Origin of the sequence: Staphylococcus sp. GDY8P85P, from assembly GCF_017892405.1 — a bacterium.
GTDB lineage: Bacteria > Bacillota > Bacilli > Staphylococcales > Staphylococcaceae > Staphylococcus > Staphylococcus borealis.
Genome location: NZ_JAESLA010000009.1, coordinates 1 through 14,975 on the forward strand (window position 1 = coordinate 1; position 14,975 = coordinate 14,975).

Below are 14,975 nucleotides of genomic sequence, written 5' to 3' on the forward strand. Positions count from 1 at the left end.
TCGCAGAACTGACACGTATATAACCAAATTTCCGAAAAATATCACCTCGTTTTTGAGACAAGTATTATGAGACACCCATAACACTGCTTCTATCAGCCTTCTACTATTGCATCAATAGAGTACACTCTATTGAACAGAAATTAGTCTTTGATATAATAAGGTTTGTAAGTGTTCAATAGAGTTGTTCAATAACAAAATCTAAAATTTGAGATCTCAGAGGATGATTCTAAGGCAATTTCAGATGAATGTAATGGGTAGTTTATCGATTAAAAGAAAATATGGACTTCTAAATTTGATTACTATGGTCGATTCATACTGAAAAATCATTTAAAAAGACATAGAGAAGGAGTTCGTTCTAAAACCATGAGTAAAATAGGTTATGCACGAGTGAGTAGCAAAGGTCAAAAGTTAGACAGACAACTTAAAGCGTTAAAATTAGCAGGCGTTATTAAGCTATTTTCAGATAAAATCAGTGGCCAGTCTATCGAACGTCATGGTTTAGAAGCCATGCTAAACTATATACGTGAAGGCGACATTGTTGTTGTCACAGAGTTAGATCGATTAGGCCGGAATAATCAAGAACTAACCGATATGATGAATATGATTCAACAAAAAGGAGCAACGCTGGAAGTCTTAAATCTACCCTCTATGAATGGGATAGAGGACGAAAATTTAAGACGCTTGATCAATAACCTAGTGATTGAACTTTATAAATACCAAGCGGAAGCAGAGCGAAAAAAGATTAAAGAGCGACAGGTACAAGGCATAAAGATTGCTAAAGAAAATGGAAGGTATAAAGGAAGAAAACGCAAATATAGCTTGAATGATGATCGATTACAGCATGCTTTTGAGTTATATAGAGAGGGTTTGAGCGATAAGGCTATCGAAGGGAAAACGGGTATTAATCGTACCACTTTTAAGAGATACCGAGAACGGTATAATGAATATAGAGAAATCGATACACAAGCACAATAAAAGCAAGAGGATTTGCCCCTCTTGCTTTTATTGTGCCATGAATTCTATCGGTCTTAAAAGCTGATTGACTTCTATCAATTGTCTTAGTAGGTCTATTACGGTTGACTGGTCTAAATCGTACCAGCTTCCAAAAGCTACAATATCGCCTGATACTTCTTTATTAATAAAATCGACAATCAAACTTAATTCTCTTGTTGCTAATGGTGAGCGTGCTTCAATTTCATATAAATCAAAGTCATAGGGTTTGTTATTGTCTATTCCTTTCATTTTCGTTGACTTCGCTCTAATTACTTTCAGCAGATTTCCGTCTATATTTACTGTTTGAATGTTCACATTAAAACTCCCTTTCTTTTTTTAATTATATGCTGACCGTTTTTCTAGTAGTTCAATCATTTTTTTATCATTTTCTAAATCGCTCAAGGTGTACCATTCAGGGCGTTCATTAGTTTCAAACAAACTTAGCAAGTACGATAATTTTTCAAAACCTTCTTTAGCCTTCTCTAAACTTTTGCATTGAACGATATAGTATTTTACGTCTTGTCTTACTCGGTCTGTTAGCATGTAATGAAATTTTGAATTGTTTGAAACTAAATCTTGAAGCTTCTTCTTTTCTTTTTTTGACAACATTTTATTTTCGGTTCTGTTGCAAAGTTTTAAATCTACTATCAAATAAGGTAGAATAATAGAAAAAGATAGCAGGAGGAATGACGATGAATCATTTTAAAGGAAAGCAATTTCAGCAGGATGTGATTATTGTAGCCGTGGGCTACTATCTTCGTTATAACCTTAGCTATCGTGAAGTTCAAGAAATCTTATATGATCGTGGCATTAACGTTTCTCATACGACGATTTATCGTTGGGTGCAAGAATATGGCAAACTACTCTATCAAATTTGGAAAAAGAAAAATAAAAAATCCTTTTATTCATGGAAAATGGATGAAACGTACATCAAAATTAAAGGAAAATGGCATTATTTGTATCGAGCCATCGATGCAGATGGTTTAACCTTGGATATTTGGTTACGTAAAAAACGGGACACACAAGCAGCCTATGCTTTTCTTAAGCGGTTAGTGAAGCAGTTTGATGAACCGAAGGTTGTAGTCACAGATAAAGCCCCCTCTATTACAAGTGCCTTTAAGAAACTAAAAGAATACGGCTTTTATCAAGGGACAGAACATCGTACCATTAAATACCTGAATAATTTGATTGAACAAGACCATCGTCCAGTAAAGAGACGCAATAAATTCTATCGAAGTTTACGCACTGCCTCTACAACGATTAAAGGCATGGAAGCCATCCGAGGATTATATAAGAAAACCCGAAAAGAAGGCACTCTCTTCGGGTTTTCGGTCTGTACTGAAATCAAGGTATTATTGGGAATCCCAGCTTAAATCATAGATACCGTAAGGGATTTTATTCTTTATTTAAAACTTTGCAACAGAACCCTTTTAAGACCTGATGGAAAAACAATGTTTTATTTACACTCAATAGGAATGTTACCTAACTATCAAGACAAAGGTTATGGTTCAAAATTATTATCTTTTATTAAGGAATATTCTAAAGAGATTGGTTGTTCTGAAATGTTTTTAATAACTGATAAAGGTAATCCTAGAGCTTGCCATGTATATGAAAAATTAGGTGGTAAAAATGATTATAAAGATGAAATAGTATATGTATATGATTATGAAAAAGGTGATAAATAAATGAATATAGTTGAAAATGAAATATGTATAAGAACTTTAATAGATGATGATTTTCCTTTGATGTTAAAATGGTTAACTGATGAAAGAGTATTAGAATTTTATGGTGGTAGAGATAAAAAATATACATTAGAATCATTAAAAAAACATTATACAGAGCCTTGGGAAGATGAAGTTTTTAGAGTAATTATTGAATATAACAATGTTCCTATTGGATATGGACAAATATATAAAATGTATGATGAGTTATATACTGATTATCATTATCCAAAAACTGATGAGATAGTCTATGGTATGGATCAATTTATAGGAGAGCCAAATTATTGGAGTAAAGGAATTGGTACAAGATATATTAAATTGATTTTTGAATTTTTGAAAAAAGAAAGAAATGCTAATGCAGTTATTTTAGACCCTCATAAAAATAATCCAAGAGCAATAAGGGCATACCAAAAATCTGGTTTTAGAATTATTGAAGATTTGCCAGAACATGAATTACACGAGGGCAAAAAAGAAGATTGTTATTTAATGGAATATAGATATGATGATAATGCCACAAATGTTAAGGCAATGAAATATTTAATTGAGCATTACTTTGATAATTTCAAAGTAGATAGTATTGAAATAATCGGTAGTGGTTATGATAGTGTGGCATATTTAGTTAATAATGAATACATTTTTAAAACAAAATTTAGTACTAATAAGAAAAAAGGTTATGCAAAAGAAAAAGCAATATATAATTTTTTAAATACAAATTTAGAAACTAATGTAAAAATTCCTAATATTGAATATTCGTATATTAGTGATGAATTATCTATACTAGGTTATAAAGAAATTAAAGGAACTTTTTTAACACCAGAAATTTATTCTACTATGTCAGAAGAAGAACAAAATTTGTTAAAACGAGATATTGCCAGTTTTTTAAGACAAATGCACGGTTTAGATTATACAGATATTAGTGAATGTACTATTGATAATAAACAAAATGTATTAGAAGAGTATATATTGTTGCGTGAAACTATTTATAATGATTTAACTGATATAGAAAAAGATTATATAGAAAGTTTTATGGAAAGACTAAATGCAACAACAGTTTTTGAGGGTAAAAAGTGTTTATGCCATAATGATTTTAGTTGTAATCATCTATTGTTAGATGGCAATAATAGATTAACTGGAATAATTGATTTTGGAGATTCTGGAATTATAGATGAATATTGTGATTTTATATACTTACTTGAAGATAGTGAAGAAGAAATAGGAACAAATTTTGGAGAAGATATATTAAGAATGTATGGAAATATAGATATTGAGAAAGCAAAAGAATATCAAGATATAGTTGAAGAATATTATCCTATTGAAACTATTGTTTATGGAATTAAAAATATTAAACAGGAATTTATCGAAAATGGTAGAAAAGAAATTTATAAAAGGACTTATAGGGGTCCCGAGCGCCTACGAGAAATTTGTATCGATAAGAAATAGATTTAAAAATTTCGCTGTTATTTTGTACATTTAACTTGACGGTGACATCTCTCTATTGTGAGTTATTAGTGGTACAGTTTTCAACCGTTTTAATTATAAAAAAGTGGTGCATTTTTAAATTGGCACAAACAGGTAACGGTTATTGCAGGTGTATTTCTTATCTATGGGTTTAACATGGATTTTATCATTAAAATCATGAGTATTGTCCGAGAGTGATTGGTCTTGCGTATGGTTAACCCTAAAGTTATGGAAATAAGACTTAGAAGCAAACTTAAGAGTGTGTTGATAGTGCATTATCTTAAAATTTTGTATAATAGGAATTGAAGTTAAATTAGATGCTAAAAATTTGTAATTAAGAAGGAGGGATTCGTCATGTTGGTATTCCAAATGCGTAATGTAGATAAAACATCTACTGTTTTGAAACAGACTAAAAACAGTGATTACGCAGATAAATAAATACGTTAGATTAATTCCTACCAGTGACTAATCTTATGACTTTTTAAACAGATAACTAAAATTACAAACAAATCGTTTAACTTCTGTATTTATTTATAGATGTAATCACTTCAGGAGTGATTACATGAACAAAAATATAAAATATTCTCAAAACTTTTTAACGAGTGAAAAAGTACTCAACCAAATAATAAAACAATTGAATTTAAAAGAAACCGATACCGTTTACGAAATTGGAACAGGTAAAGGGCATTTAACGACGAAACTGGCTAAAATAAGTAAACAGGTAACGTCTATTGAATTAGACAGTCATCTATTCAACTTATCGTCAGAAAAATTAAAACTGAATACTCGTGTCACTTTAATTCACCAAGATATTCTACAGTTTCAATTCCCTAACAAACAGAGGTATAAAATTGTTGGGAGTATTCCTTACCATTTAAGCACACAAATTATTAAAAAAGTGGTTTTTGAAAGCCATGCGTCTGACATCTATCTGATTGTTGAAGAAGGATTCTACAAGCGTACCTTGGATATTCACCGAACACTAGGGTTGCTCTTGCACACTCAAGTCTCGATTCAGCAATTGCTTAAGCTGCCAGCGGAATGCTTTCATCCTAAACCAAAAGTAAACAGTGTCTTAATAAAACTTACCCGCCATACCACAGATGTTCCAGATAAATATTGGAAGCTATATACGTACTTTGTTTCAAAATGGGTCAATCGAGAATATCGTCAACTGTTTACTAAAAATCAGTTTCATCAAGCAATGAAACACGCCAAAGTAAACAATTTAAGTACCGTTACTTATGAGCAAGTATTGTCTATTTTTAATAGTTATCTATTATTTAACGGGAGGAAATAATTCTATGAGTCGCTTTTTTAAATTTGGAAAGTTACACGTTACTAAAGGGAATGGAGATAAATTATTAGGTATACTACTGACAGCTTCCAAGGAGCTAAAGAGGTCCCTAGCGCCTACGGGGAATTTGTATCGATAAGGGGTACAAATTCCCACTAAGCGCTCGGGACCCCTTGTAGGAAAATGTCCTAAGTGTGGCAACAATATTGTATTAAAAAAATCGTTTTATGGTTGTTCAAATTATCCTGAATGTAAGTTTACTTTAGCTGAACATTTTAGAAAGAAAAAATAAACGAGGAGTATGTAAATGAGATCAGAAAAAGAAATGATGGATTTAGTACTTTCTTTAGCAGAACAGGATGAACGTATTCGAATTGTGACCCTTGAGGGGTCACGCGCAAATATTAATATACCTAAAGATGAATTTCAGGATTATGATATTACATATTTTGTAAGTGATATAGAACCGTTTATATCTAATGATGACTGGCTTAATCAATTTGGGAATATAATAATGATGCAAAAGCCGGAGGATATGGAATTATTCCCACCTGAAGAAAAGGGATTTTCCTATCTTATGCTATTTGATGATTACAATAAAATTGATCTTACCTTATTGCCCTTGGAAGAGTTAGATAATTACCTAAAGGGCGATAAATTAATAAAGGTTCTAATTGATAAAGATTGTAGAATTAAAAGGGACATAGTTCCGACTGATATAGATTATCATGTAAGAAAGCCAAGCGCAAGGGAGTATGATGATTGCTGCAATGAATTTTGGAATGTAACACCTTATGTTATTAAAGGATTGTGCCGCAAAGAGATACTGTTTGCAATCGATCATCTGAACCAGATTCTACGGTTTGAACTACTTAGGATGATGTCGTGGAAGGTTGGGATAAAGACAGAATTTTCATTAAGTGTTGGGAAAAATTATAAGTATATTAACAAATACATTGATGAAGATCTATGGAATAGATTATTATCTACATATCGCATGGATTCCTATGAAAATATTTGGAAGTCATTATTTATATGCCACCAATTGTTCAGGGAAGTGTCCAAAGAGGTAGCAGAACTACTGGGGTTTGATTATCCAGAGTATGGTAAGAACATAACAAGATATACCGAGGACATGTATAAAAAATATGTTGAAAATGACTATTTTTAAAGATTAGCAAAGATTATTAACCATAAGCAAGGGGTGTAAATGTATGGAAAGTACTGATGTTATAAATGAAATTAGAGGTATATTACCTCGTAACTCAATTGGAAAATATGATTTACTAACTATTTTTACACATAAAACCGTTTTTGATAAAATTGTAAAAGTACTATCATTGGATTTTCAAAATAAAGTAGATTATGTGGCTGCCCCAGAAGCAATTGGATGGATACTAGGCACTGCCATAGCCAAAGAACTTGGAGTGGGGTTTATTGGAGTAAGAAAAGGTGATAAGCTGCCATACGCAAAAGAAGAGATTATTTCGACACATTTTACCGACTATTCAGGTCAAGATAAAAGCTTTGAAATATCTAAGAGTTCTATTGTGAGGAACAAAAGAGTTTTGATTGTAGATGATTGGATAGAGACAGGTTCTCAAATGAAGGCTTTAATAGCTTTGTTAGAGAAATTGGATTGCAGCATTATTGGGTTGGCTACTATTGGGATTGATATAAATGAGGTTACTCAAAAATGGATAGACAGCAGTTTTGTAGCTTATATTGGCTCAAACATATAATAAACCGAAAGAAAATCTTGAATCAAAATTTTGGATGGCGTTAATTTACAATACAACGAAAGATGTTTACTCTTTTTTTATAAATTTTAAGAGGCGTTAAAAAACAGTTTTCAGACGAAAGGAGATCGAAGTTGAGTATAGATTTAAGTAACAAAAAAATTCCGAAAGAAGCAATTCAAGCATTAAAAACTATAGCGGAACTACTTGATAATATGTTAATTGGGGTGTATTTGTATGGTTCGGCAGTAATGGGTGGTTTACGTATGAATAGCGATGTAGATATTTTGGTAATAACAAATCAAAGTTTATCTGAAAAAACTCGAAGGAATCTTACAAATAGGTTAATGCTTATATCTGGGAAAATAGGAAACATAAAAGATATGAGGCCTCTTGAAGTTACGGTCATAAATCAAAAGGATATTGTCCCTTGGCATTTCCCCCCCAAATATGAATTTATGTATGGCGAGTGGCTAAGAGAGCAGTTTGAAAAGGGAGAAATTCCTGAGTCGACTTATGATCCGGATTTAGCAATACTTTTAGCACAACTAAGAAAAAATAGTATTAACCTTTTGGGACCAAAGGCAACAGAAGTAATTGAGCCTGTGCCAATGACAGATATTCGAAAAGCAATTAAAGAATCGTTGCCCGGGTTGATAGCTAGCATTAACGGTGACGAACGCAATGTGATTTTAACTTTAGCCAGAATGTGGCTGACAGCATCTACTGGTGAAATTCGCTCAAAAGATCTGGCAGCTGAATGGGCGATACCTCAATTACCCGATGAGCATGCTACTTTACTCAACAAAGCGAGAGAGGCTTATTTAGGAGAGTGTGTTGACAAGTGGGAAGGAATGGAATCTGAGGTGGCTGAACTCGTTAATCATATGAAAAAGTCTATAGAGTCTTCCCTTAATATCCAATTACCTTTTCGAATAGTTTAAATATAACAAAGACTAGTTGTTAATGTGCATTATTGATTGCTTCGATATGTTCCCCCATATATCAGTTTCTTAAAAAATAATCAAAATACCGTTGATACGTTCCCGCGAACGAAAGGGTTAAAAATCAGCTTAAGACATCAATGCCATCAACTAGAGCCACGTTGAGACGTGTGTTTTATTGTCCCACAAAAGTGCAGACGATTTTATCAGTGTAAAAATGGAGTACGCAGACGACCGAAAAATCCAGCCAGATCGTATCACCTACAGGCTTATTCAGGAGTATATCGAAGAAAAGTACGGCTTCAAAGTTCACACTGCAAACATTGCAGAGGTCAAAAGAAACTTAGGCCTGCCGATGTACGACGCACCAAACGCAGTTGAAGAACTAAAACGCCCATATAAACCAGCACCAGAATATAAAGTAGAAGCTATTAAAGACGCATTAAGGCACTTCAAGGTCATAGATTAAAGTAAAGTACCCTTTCAGCAGATCATTACTGTTGAGAGGGTCTTACTTTTTCAGAAGCCGGCCAATGTAAGGATAGCCCTACAAGATTGCGGGTCTTTCTCTTCGAGCCATGTTTCCAGATTGCTTATAGCGATATCCTTTTGAATATGGATGCTCTCTTCAAATCGATATTCGATTGCACATGTAAGGATATCAACAGGTTCATCAAGAACCTTACCGCCAAGAACTGGGTATTCGTCAATTACAATCCAGTCAGGTGGGAGACCATCAAAGAGAGCCTACGGATACAATTCCCTAAAGTGAATCTCAATTTCCATAGCTTCGATCTCACCTTGTTCTTTATCTGGGTAACAAGTGGCATAAGATACATCGAAGCCTCTAGTGAGCAGCATCTGAACGACATTGATGAGTTCAATATCAACAGGAATGGTCTTATCGGCGCATTTACAACAAGGCTTCGACCAAATTTCACTGTATAGCTCTAAACATCGTGGACACATCGTCATCATACAATCACTTCCTTCACCAGTTTATAGAAAGTAGTTCTTTTAAGATTAAGTGCCTGCATAGTTGCAGTTGCAGTTTGCTCGCCAGTGCGGTGATATTTACCGCCGGGTACACTGGAATAACCGAGGTTACAAGTCTATTGTTTGGAGATGCGTCAGCCGTTTGGAGGAAAAAGGATCTGAATGTACTGCCCCTACCATAAACGAGGAAACATTGCAGACAGCAGTGGTCAAGGCTATTAACGAACTTTTGGCTAACAAAGAACCCTTCCTCCAGGCGTTGCAGAAAAACATAGCTACTATACTTAATGAAGAAAATGATAATGCCACCAATGATATTGATAGCAAATTGGAAGAATTACAACAACAGCTTCTTATCCAAGCAAAATCCAAGAATGACTATGAAGATGTGGCTGATGAAATCTACCACCTTCGAGAATTGAAGCAAAATGCACTTGTTGAAAATGCAGAGCGTGAAGGAAAAAGGCAACGAATCGCTGAAATGACTGATTTCTTTAATGAACAATCCTGTGAGTTAGAGGAATATGATGAGCAGTTAGTAAGGAGGCTTATAGAAAAAGTTACGGTATTTCATGATAAGTTCGCCGTTGAATTCAAATCAGGAGTCGAGATTGATGTAGAAGGGTAATCTTTAGAAAGAGAACAGAAGAATTATATTGGATTTTTAAAGATAATATGATATAATAAAACGACTTGGAGGTGGAAGAATGTATAACTTTTCTTGCTAATTATATGATGCATAATAAGATATTTAAAGAAACGGCTATAGAACCGTTTGTTTTGTTATGCAAATTGCAAGAAAGTTAAGTATTCTACACTCAATAATACATTACAGTAACCTTATGTTATGTATAACAAAAGGTAATAATAGTATTTGTTTTTGAGCCGTAAGAATTTACTTTCTTGCGGCTTTTAATATTTGTAAAAGAAAGGAAGATAAACGTGATAGACAATGATACTATGTCATTCATGACAAAATCCTTGCAGAGTTGGATAACATTATAGAGTAATTAATGCCGAAAACCGACTTTGCTTATAAAATTTTTATAATGTAAAGGAGGAAGAAATATATGTCCTTAATAAATGTTTCAAATCTAACTTTTTCATATGAAGGAAGTTATGACAATATTTTTGAAAATGTAAGTTTTCAGATAGATACAGATTGGAAACTCGGTTTTATTGGAAGAAACGGACGCGGTAAAACTACTTTCTTAAATTTACTGCTTGGCAAATATGCGTATTCCGGCAATATAAGTTCTACAGTTAAGTTTGAGTATTTTCCTTATGATGTGGAAGATAAGAGTCTATATACAATTGAAGTAATGAAGAGTATTTGTACGGAATGTATGGATTGGGAGATTTTTCGTGAAATATCATTGCTTGATGTTCAAGAAGATGCTTTATATCGTCCGTTTAATACATTGTCAAATGGTGAGCAAACGAAGGTCCTTCTTGCAGCTTTATTCCTTACAGCGAGTTGTTTCCTGCTTATTGATGAACCTACAAACCATCTTGACATCGATGCACGTAATGTAGTGCAAAACTATTTGAAACGCAAGAAGGGGTTTATTTTGGTATCTCATGATAGAAGCTTACTTGATCAATGTGTTGACCATATACTATCTATCAATAAAACGAATATCGAAATCCAAAAGGGAAATTTTACTTCTTGGTGGGAGAACAAAACGTTACAAGATAATTTTGAACTGGCAGAAAACAAGAAACTCCTTAAAGAAATAGGAAGGTTGTCTTATGCAGCAAAACGTAGTTCAAACTGGTCAAATAAAGTAGAAAAAAGTAAATATGGAACAACAAATTCTGGTTCAAAACTGGATAAGGGTTATGTTGGACATAAGGCTGCAAAAGCGATGAAACGTGCCAAAAATATTGAGTCAAGACATCAGGAAGCCGTTTTACAAAAATCAGAACTGCTCCACAACATTGAACAATATGATGACTTAAAAATTTCACCACTTGAATTTCACAAAGAGTGCTTAATAGAAGCGAATGATTTATCATTGTCTTATGGAGATAAAGAAGTATGCAGTAATCTTAATTTCAGAGTCAATATTGGTGATAGAGTTGCCATTATCGGAAAAAATGGGAGTGGTAAGTCTAGTATCCTAAAATTGATTAATGGAGATGATATTAAATTTACCGGAAATTTTATGCTAGCAAGTGGACTAAAAATTTCTTATATTTCGCAAGATACTTCATATTTAAAAGGTAATCTATCTGAATTTGCCTATAATAATAAGATCGATGAAACTCTATTTAAAACGATTCTTCGTAAACTGGATTTTAATAGAGAGCAGTTTGATAAGAACATGGTGGATTTTAGTGCTGGTCAGAAAAAGAAAGTACTAATTGCTAAAAGCCTTTGTGAAAGTGCACATTTGTATATATGGGATGAGCCATTGAACTATATTGATATTTTTTCACGTATCCAAATTGAAAAAATGATTTTGGAATATTGTCCTACACTATTGTTTGTGGAGCATGATGATGCTTTTTGCAATAACATTTGTACGAAAAATATTAATTTAGGTTTGTAGAGATTTTGAGTTGCCACAATAACTAAAAGATATTTACATGAAAGGGTGAAGAAATGTTAAAACAAAAAGAATTAATTGCAAACGTTAAGAATCTTACTGAGTCAGATGAACGAATTACAGCTTGTATGATGTATGGATCGTTTACCAAAGGAGAAGGTGACCAATACTCTGATATAGAGTTCTATATATTTTTGAAAGATAGTATAACCTCGAACTTTGATTCATCCAACTGGTTGTTTGACGTAGCTCCGTACTTGATGCTTTATAAAAATGAGTACGGAACAGAGGTAGTTATTTTTGATAATCTTATACGTGGGGAATTTCATTTCCTTTCTGAAAAAGATATGAACATAATCCCCTCGTTTAAAGATTCAGGTTATATTCCTGATACGAAGGCTATGCTTATTTACGATGAAACAGGGCAATTAGAAAATTATTTATCAGAGATAAGTGGTGCAAGACCAAATAGACTTACTGAAGAAAATGCTAATTTTTTGTTGTGTAATTTCTCTAATCTATGGTTGATGGGAATCAACGTTCTAAAAAGAGGAGAATATGCTCGTTCATTAGAACTCTTATCACAACTTCAAAAAAATACACTACAACTTATACGTATGGCAGAAAAAAATGCTGATAATTGGCTAAACATGAGTAAAAACCTTGAAAAAGAAATTAGCCTTGAAAATTATAAAAAATTTGCAAAGACCACTGCTCGATTAGATAAGGTAGAATTATTTGAAGCCTATAAAAATTCTTTGCTATTAGTTATGGATTTGCAAAGTCACCTTATTGAACAATACAACTTAAAAGTTACACATGACATTTTAGAAAGATTGTTGAATTACATTAGTGAATAGGAGAGTAACGTTATTCACAGTATTGGGTACTGAAAATTAACAGCATACCTCAGTTTTTCAAAAAACAGCGAAGCCTATGGATATGTTCCCGTCTACCGATAGTGCAAAAAGTGTCGTGGATATGTTTCCGAGAACGGACATACACAAATGACATTCATTCTGTCCTCTCAATCCATATTGAATGTGTGACTGTTTTAAGTAAGTAAGGAAAACATAAAAAAACGGGCTCTTTGTCAAATCGGACTGATGAGACAAATATTGAAGATGATGAATTTGAGAATTTTCTCAAATTCATCATCTTTTTTTAGTTATTCAATTGTGACAAGGTCGTTTATCATAAAAATTCTTATCTTCATATTACTAAAAGATTTGAAGCCATAAGATACTCTTTTTAATATCTTAATATGAGTATTTTTAGCTTCTATTTTTCCGTTAGAATACTTATACGTTAAGCATTACGAATCCCTTCTTCATAATTAATCAGATTTTCAATCTTCTGTTTAAATAGTGGATCTAAGGTAGTCGGTAAGTTCTTTAATAAATCAAAAAATGAGTCTGGATCTTTATTTCTAAAGTGATAGGTTAATAATTGAAACACGCCATAGGCTTCTTTTAAGTCTGTAGAAAATGATAAAAGACGATCAATCATCATTGATTCTGTTAGAGGGGGAAACTTAGGTGAAGGAAAGCTTCTCCAATTTTTATATTCTGAACTAGAAACAGTCATTTGATTCTTTAATAGGTATTTCCAATTTACTTTTAGCTTATTGGCTTCAGAACGCTGGTGATTCTTTATTAATGCTTTCATTTCCCTGACTCTAAAGTCATTAAAAGCTTGGTTTAAGTGTTTAACGATATGAAACCTATCAATGACTAAAGCTGCACAAGGAAAGATTTTTTTAGTTAACTGAAAATAAGCCGCATTCATATCTGTCACTAGAAATTTTACCTGTTCTCGTTTCTCCTTGGGAGAACGATTGAAGTAATTCATTAGTTTATCAAGTCTACGACTAGGAAGAACATCAACCAGTTCACCGGTTTCACCATTGGCACAAATAAAACTCATTTTATCTTCATAGGTGGCATGAGATCTGAATTCATCAACCATTAGAACTTTTGGAAAAGAGCGTGGTTTAAGCGTTTCAGGTAAATGTTTTTCAACAGATTTAAGGACCCTTATAACGGTTGTGAGTGATACATGACATATCTTAGCGATAACGGTCATTGATATTTTTTGAGTTAATAATTCTAGTATTCTAAATGTCATGAATCGACTAATAAAACAATTTTCTTCAACGATAGAACATTGAGTTGTCCAATGTTGATGGCAGTTTTTACAAAAATATCGTTGTTTTTTTAGCTTTAAAATAGTTGGAATATTTTGATATGATTCCAAACGAATTGTCACTTCTTTTTTCCCATTTTTTACAATGGTTTTCTTTTCATCTGCATCGTTCGCATGAGACTGACAATACTTACAGGCCGTAAGCTTAGGTGAGTAGGTACCAGTGATAATTAATGTGTTCACACCTTTGTATTTTCCTTCTTCAACACAAGTTAAATTTAAATCTTTCTTTAATTCGCAACATTTTTTTGATATGATTAGTCATGACATGTCGTCCTTTCTATTTAAGATTTTGGTTGGTACTTTAATTTTACTAGATAGACGACATGCTTTTCTACTTAAATAAACTAAAATAGAACTGATGAATCAAAAAATGATTCATCAGTTCTATAAATTATAGAGCCTGAATTTATCCGCAAAAACAAATTCCGCACCTTAGAATATGATGATAAGCTTGTAAGGAAGATAATCCAGAGCGTTACAGTGTATGAAGACCACTTCGTCATAGTCTTCAAATCTGGCATCGAAATGGAAATATAAAAACCCAAAGTAAATAGCCCATGACTCTACAGTAGAGTTGTGGGTTTTCTTTTGCTTGCTGATTATAATAATATTTTAATAACTATTGTGTTTATCAATCAAATGGTTTACAATATTCTTAGCGTAAACTTGGAGGTGCTGTATGACTACGGCAGAAATGATTAAAGAACTGTGTGAGCAAATGAATATAAGTGTTTCCGAACTTGCTAGACGTATTGGCCAGACTCCACAGAATTTCAATAAAAAATTACAACGAGAAACAGTAACCTTGGATGAGTTGAAGGCCATTGCTGATGTGCTAGGTGTCAAGTTTGTGCAGGCATTTATTTTACCAGATGGAGAAGAAATAAAAATATCTAACGAATAAAGGAGGATGTTTATATGGTAGGTAATGTTATTCAAATAGTAACAGAGAAATTATCATCTTTGCCTTTTATAGAAGGTTTTCTATGAATTGTAGCAATACTATTTCTTTTATTCTTGAGTGCAAGGCGTTTAATCTCGTCAATTATGTTTTGTTCGGTTCTGTT

General features: G+C 32.9%; 17 protein-coding genes and 2 pseudogenes. 16 read left to right on the forward strand and 3 right to left on the reverse strand.

Going from position 1 to position 14,975, the window contains the following annotated elements; genetic code table 11:
* Nucleotides 1–363 precede the first annotated feature (363 nt).
* Nucleotides 364–975: a recombinase family protein gene (locus KA828_RS01750; RefSeq protein WP_012655888.1), complete on the forward strand. Its 612-nt coding sequence runs from the start codon at nucleotides 364–366 to the stop codon at nucleotides 973–975.
* 27 nt (nucleotides 976–1,002) lie between these two features.
* On the opposite strand, the gene KA828_RS01755 is transcribed toward KA828_RS01750, so the two are convergent.
* Both KA828_RS01755 and KA828_RS01760 read right to left on the reverse strand, forming a co-directional pair.
* Complete coding sequence (locus KA828_RS01755; protein WP_223197236.1) at nucleotides 1,003–1,242, reverse strand: hypothetical protein; 240 nt, start codon at nucleotides 1,240–1,242, stop codon at nucleotides 1,003–1,005.
* An 87-nt stretch (nucleotides 1,243–1,329) separates the two neighbouring features.
* A complete protein-coding gene (locus tag KA828_RS01760; protein WP_025906309.1) occupies nucleotides 1,330–1,602 on the reverse strand; it encodes an LPD11 domain-containing protein in 273 nt (90 codons plus the stop codon).
* A gap of 83 nt (nucleotides 1,603–1,685) precedes the next feature.
* On the opposite strand from KA828_RS01760, the gene KA828_RS01765 reads away from it, so the two are divergent.
* The 14 genes and pseudogenes from KA828_RS01765 to lnu(B) all read left to right on the forward strand — a co-directional run bounded on the left by KA828_RS01765 (nucleotide 1,686) and on the right by lnu(B) (nucleotide 12,560).
* Nucleotides 1,686–2,366, forward strand: a complete 681-nt coding sequence (locus KA828_RS01765; protein ID WP_001015311.1) for an IS6-like element IS1216 family transposase — start codon at nucleotides 1,686–1,688, stop codon at nucleotides 2,364–2,366.
* Between the two features lie 78 nt (nucleotides 2,367–2,444).
* The gene (locus KA828_RS01770) at nucleotides 2,445–2,678 is read left to right on the forward strand and encodes a GNAT family N-acetyltransferase (protein WP_025904407.1); all 234 of its coding nucleotides are present in this window, start codon (nucleotides 2,445–2,447) and stop codon (nucleotides 2,676–2,678) included.
* Entirely contained in the window at nucleotides 2,679–4,154 is a 1,476-nt protein-coding gene (locus tag KA828_RS01775) for a bifunctional aminoglycoside N-acetyltransferase AAC(6')-Ie/aminoglycoside O-phosphotransferase APH(2'')-Ia (RefSeq protein ID WP_012655884.1), read from the forward strand.
* Nucleotides 4,155–4,394: 240 nt separating this feature from the next.
* A pseudogene (locus tag KA828_RS13265) lies at nucleotides 4,395–4,478 on the forward strand (MLS leader peptide); the annotation flags it as partial.
* Between the two features lie 48 nt (nucleotides 4,479–4,526).
* Nucleotides 4,527–4,610 (forward strand): 23S rRNA methyltransferase attenuation leader peptide, encoded by an 84-nt coding sequence (locus KA828_RS01780; RefSeq protein ID WP_001814874.1) that lies wholly within the window; start codon nucleotides 4,527–4,529, stop codon nucleotides 4,608–4,610.
* 124 nt (nucleotides 4,611–4,734) lie between these two features.
* The gene (gene erm(B), locus KA828_RS01785) at nucleotides 4,735–5,472 is read left to right on the forward strand and encodes a 23S rRNA (adenine(2058)-N(6))-methyltransferase Erm(B) (RefSeq protein WP_002292226.1); all 738 of its coding nucleotides are present in this window, start codon (nucleotides 4,735–4,737) and stop codon (nucleotides 5,470–5,472) included.
* Nucleotides 5,473–5,617: 145 nt separating this feature from the next.
* Nucleotides 5,618–5,761, forward strand: coding sequence for a topoisomerase DNA-binding C4 zinc finger domain-containing protein (locus KA828_RS01790; protein ID WP_080308150.1), 144 nt, complete (start codon nucleotides 5,618–5,620; stop codon nucleotides 5,759–5,761).
* A 15-nt stretch (nucleotides 5,762–5,776) separates the two neighbouring features.
* On the forward strand, nucleotides 5,777–6,640 hold the full coding sequence (locus KA828_RS01795; RefSeq protein ID WP_002294505.1) for an aminoglycoside nucleotidyltransferase ANT(6)-Ia: 864 nt from the start codon (nucleotides 5,777–5,779) through the stop codon (nucleotides 6,638–6,640).
* Nucleotides 6,641–6,683: 43 nt separating this feature from the next.
* Nucleotides 6,684–7,211, forward strand: coding sequence for a phosphoribosyltransferase family protein (locus KA828_RS01800; protein WP_002294507.1), 528 nt, complete (start codon nucleotides 6,684–6,686; stop codon nucleotides 7,209–7,211).
* Between the two features lie 131 nt (nucleotides 7,212–7,342).
* A complete protein-coding gene (locus tag KA828_RS01805) occupies nucleotides 7,343–8,152 on the forward strand; it encodes an ANT(9) family aminoglycoside nucleotidyltransferase Spw (protein ID WP_002294509.1) in 810 nt (269 codons plus the stop codon).
* Nucleotides 8,153–8,369: 217 nt separating this feature from the next.
* Complete coding sequence (locus KA828_RS01810) at nucleotides 8,370–8,621, forward strand: hypothetical protein (protein ID WP_002294510.1); 252 nt, start codon at nucleotides 8,370–8,372, stop codon at nucleotides 8,619–8,621.
* A gap of 576 nt (nucleotides 8,622–9,197) precedes the next feature.
* A complete protein-coding gene (locus KA828_RS01815; protein ID WP_088186203.1) occupies nucleotides 9,198–9,776 on the forward strand; it encodes a recombinase zinc beta ribbon domain-containing protein in 579 nt (192 codons plus the stop codon).
* Between the two features lie 442 nt (nucleotides 9,777–10,218).
* Nucleotides 10,219–11,703, forward strand: a complete 1,485-nt coding sequence (gene lsa(E) / locus KA828_RS01820) for an ABC-F type ribosomal protection protein Lsa(E) (RefSeq protein WP_002294513.1) — start codon at nucleotides 10,219–10,221, stop codon at nucleotides 11,701–11,703.
* 53 nt (nucleotides 11,704–11,756) lie between these two features.
* On the forward strand, nucleotides 11,757–12,560 hold the full coding sequence (lnu(B), locus tag KA828_RS01825; RefSeq protein ID WP_002294514.1) for a lincosamide nucleotidyltransferase Lnu(B): 804 nt from the start codon (nucleotides 11,757–11,759) through the stop codon (nucleotides 12,558–12,560).
* 308 nt (nucleotides 12,561–12,868) lie between these two features.
* Here lnu(B) and KA828_RS01830 read toward each other — a convergent pair.
* Nucleotides 12,869–14,170, reverse strand: a pseudogene (locus tag KA828_RS01830) (ISL3 family transposase).
* A 417-nt stretch (nucleotides 14,171–14,587) separates the two neighbouring features.
* Here KA828_RS01830 and KA828_RS01840 point away from each other — a divergent pair.
* Nucleotides 14,588–14,812 (forward strand): helix-turn-helix domain-containing protein, encoded by a 225-nt coding sequence (locus tag KA828_RS01840; protein WP_000205227.1) that lies wholly within the window; start codon nucleotides 14,588–14,590, stop codon nucleotides 14,810–14,812.
* Nucleotides 14,813–14,975: the final 163 nt, after the last annotated feature.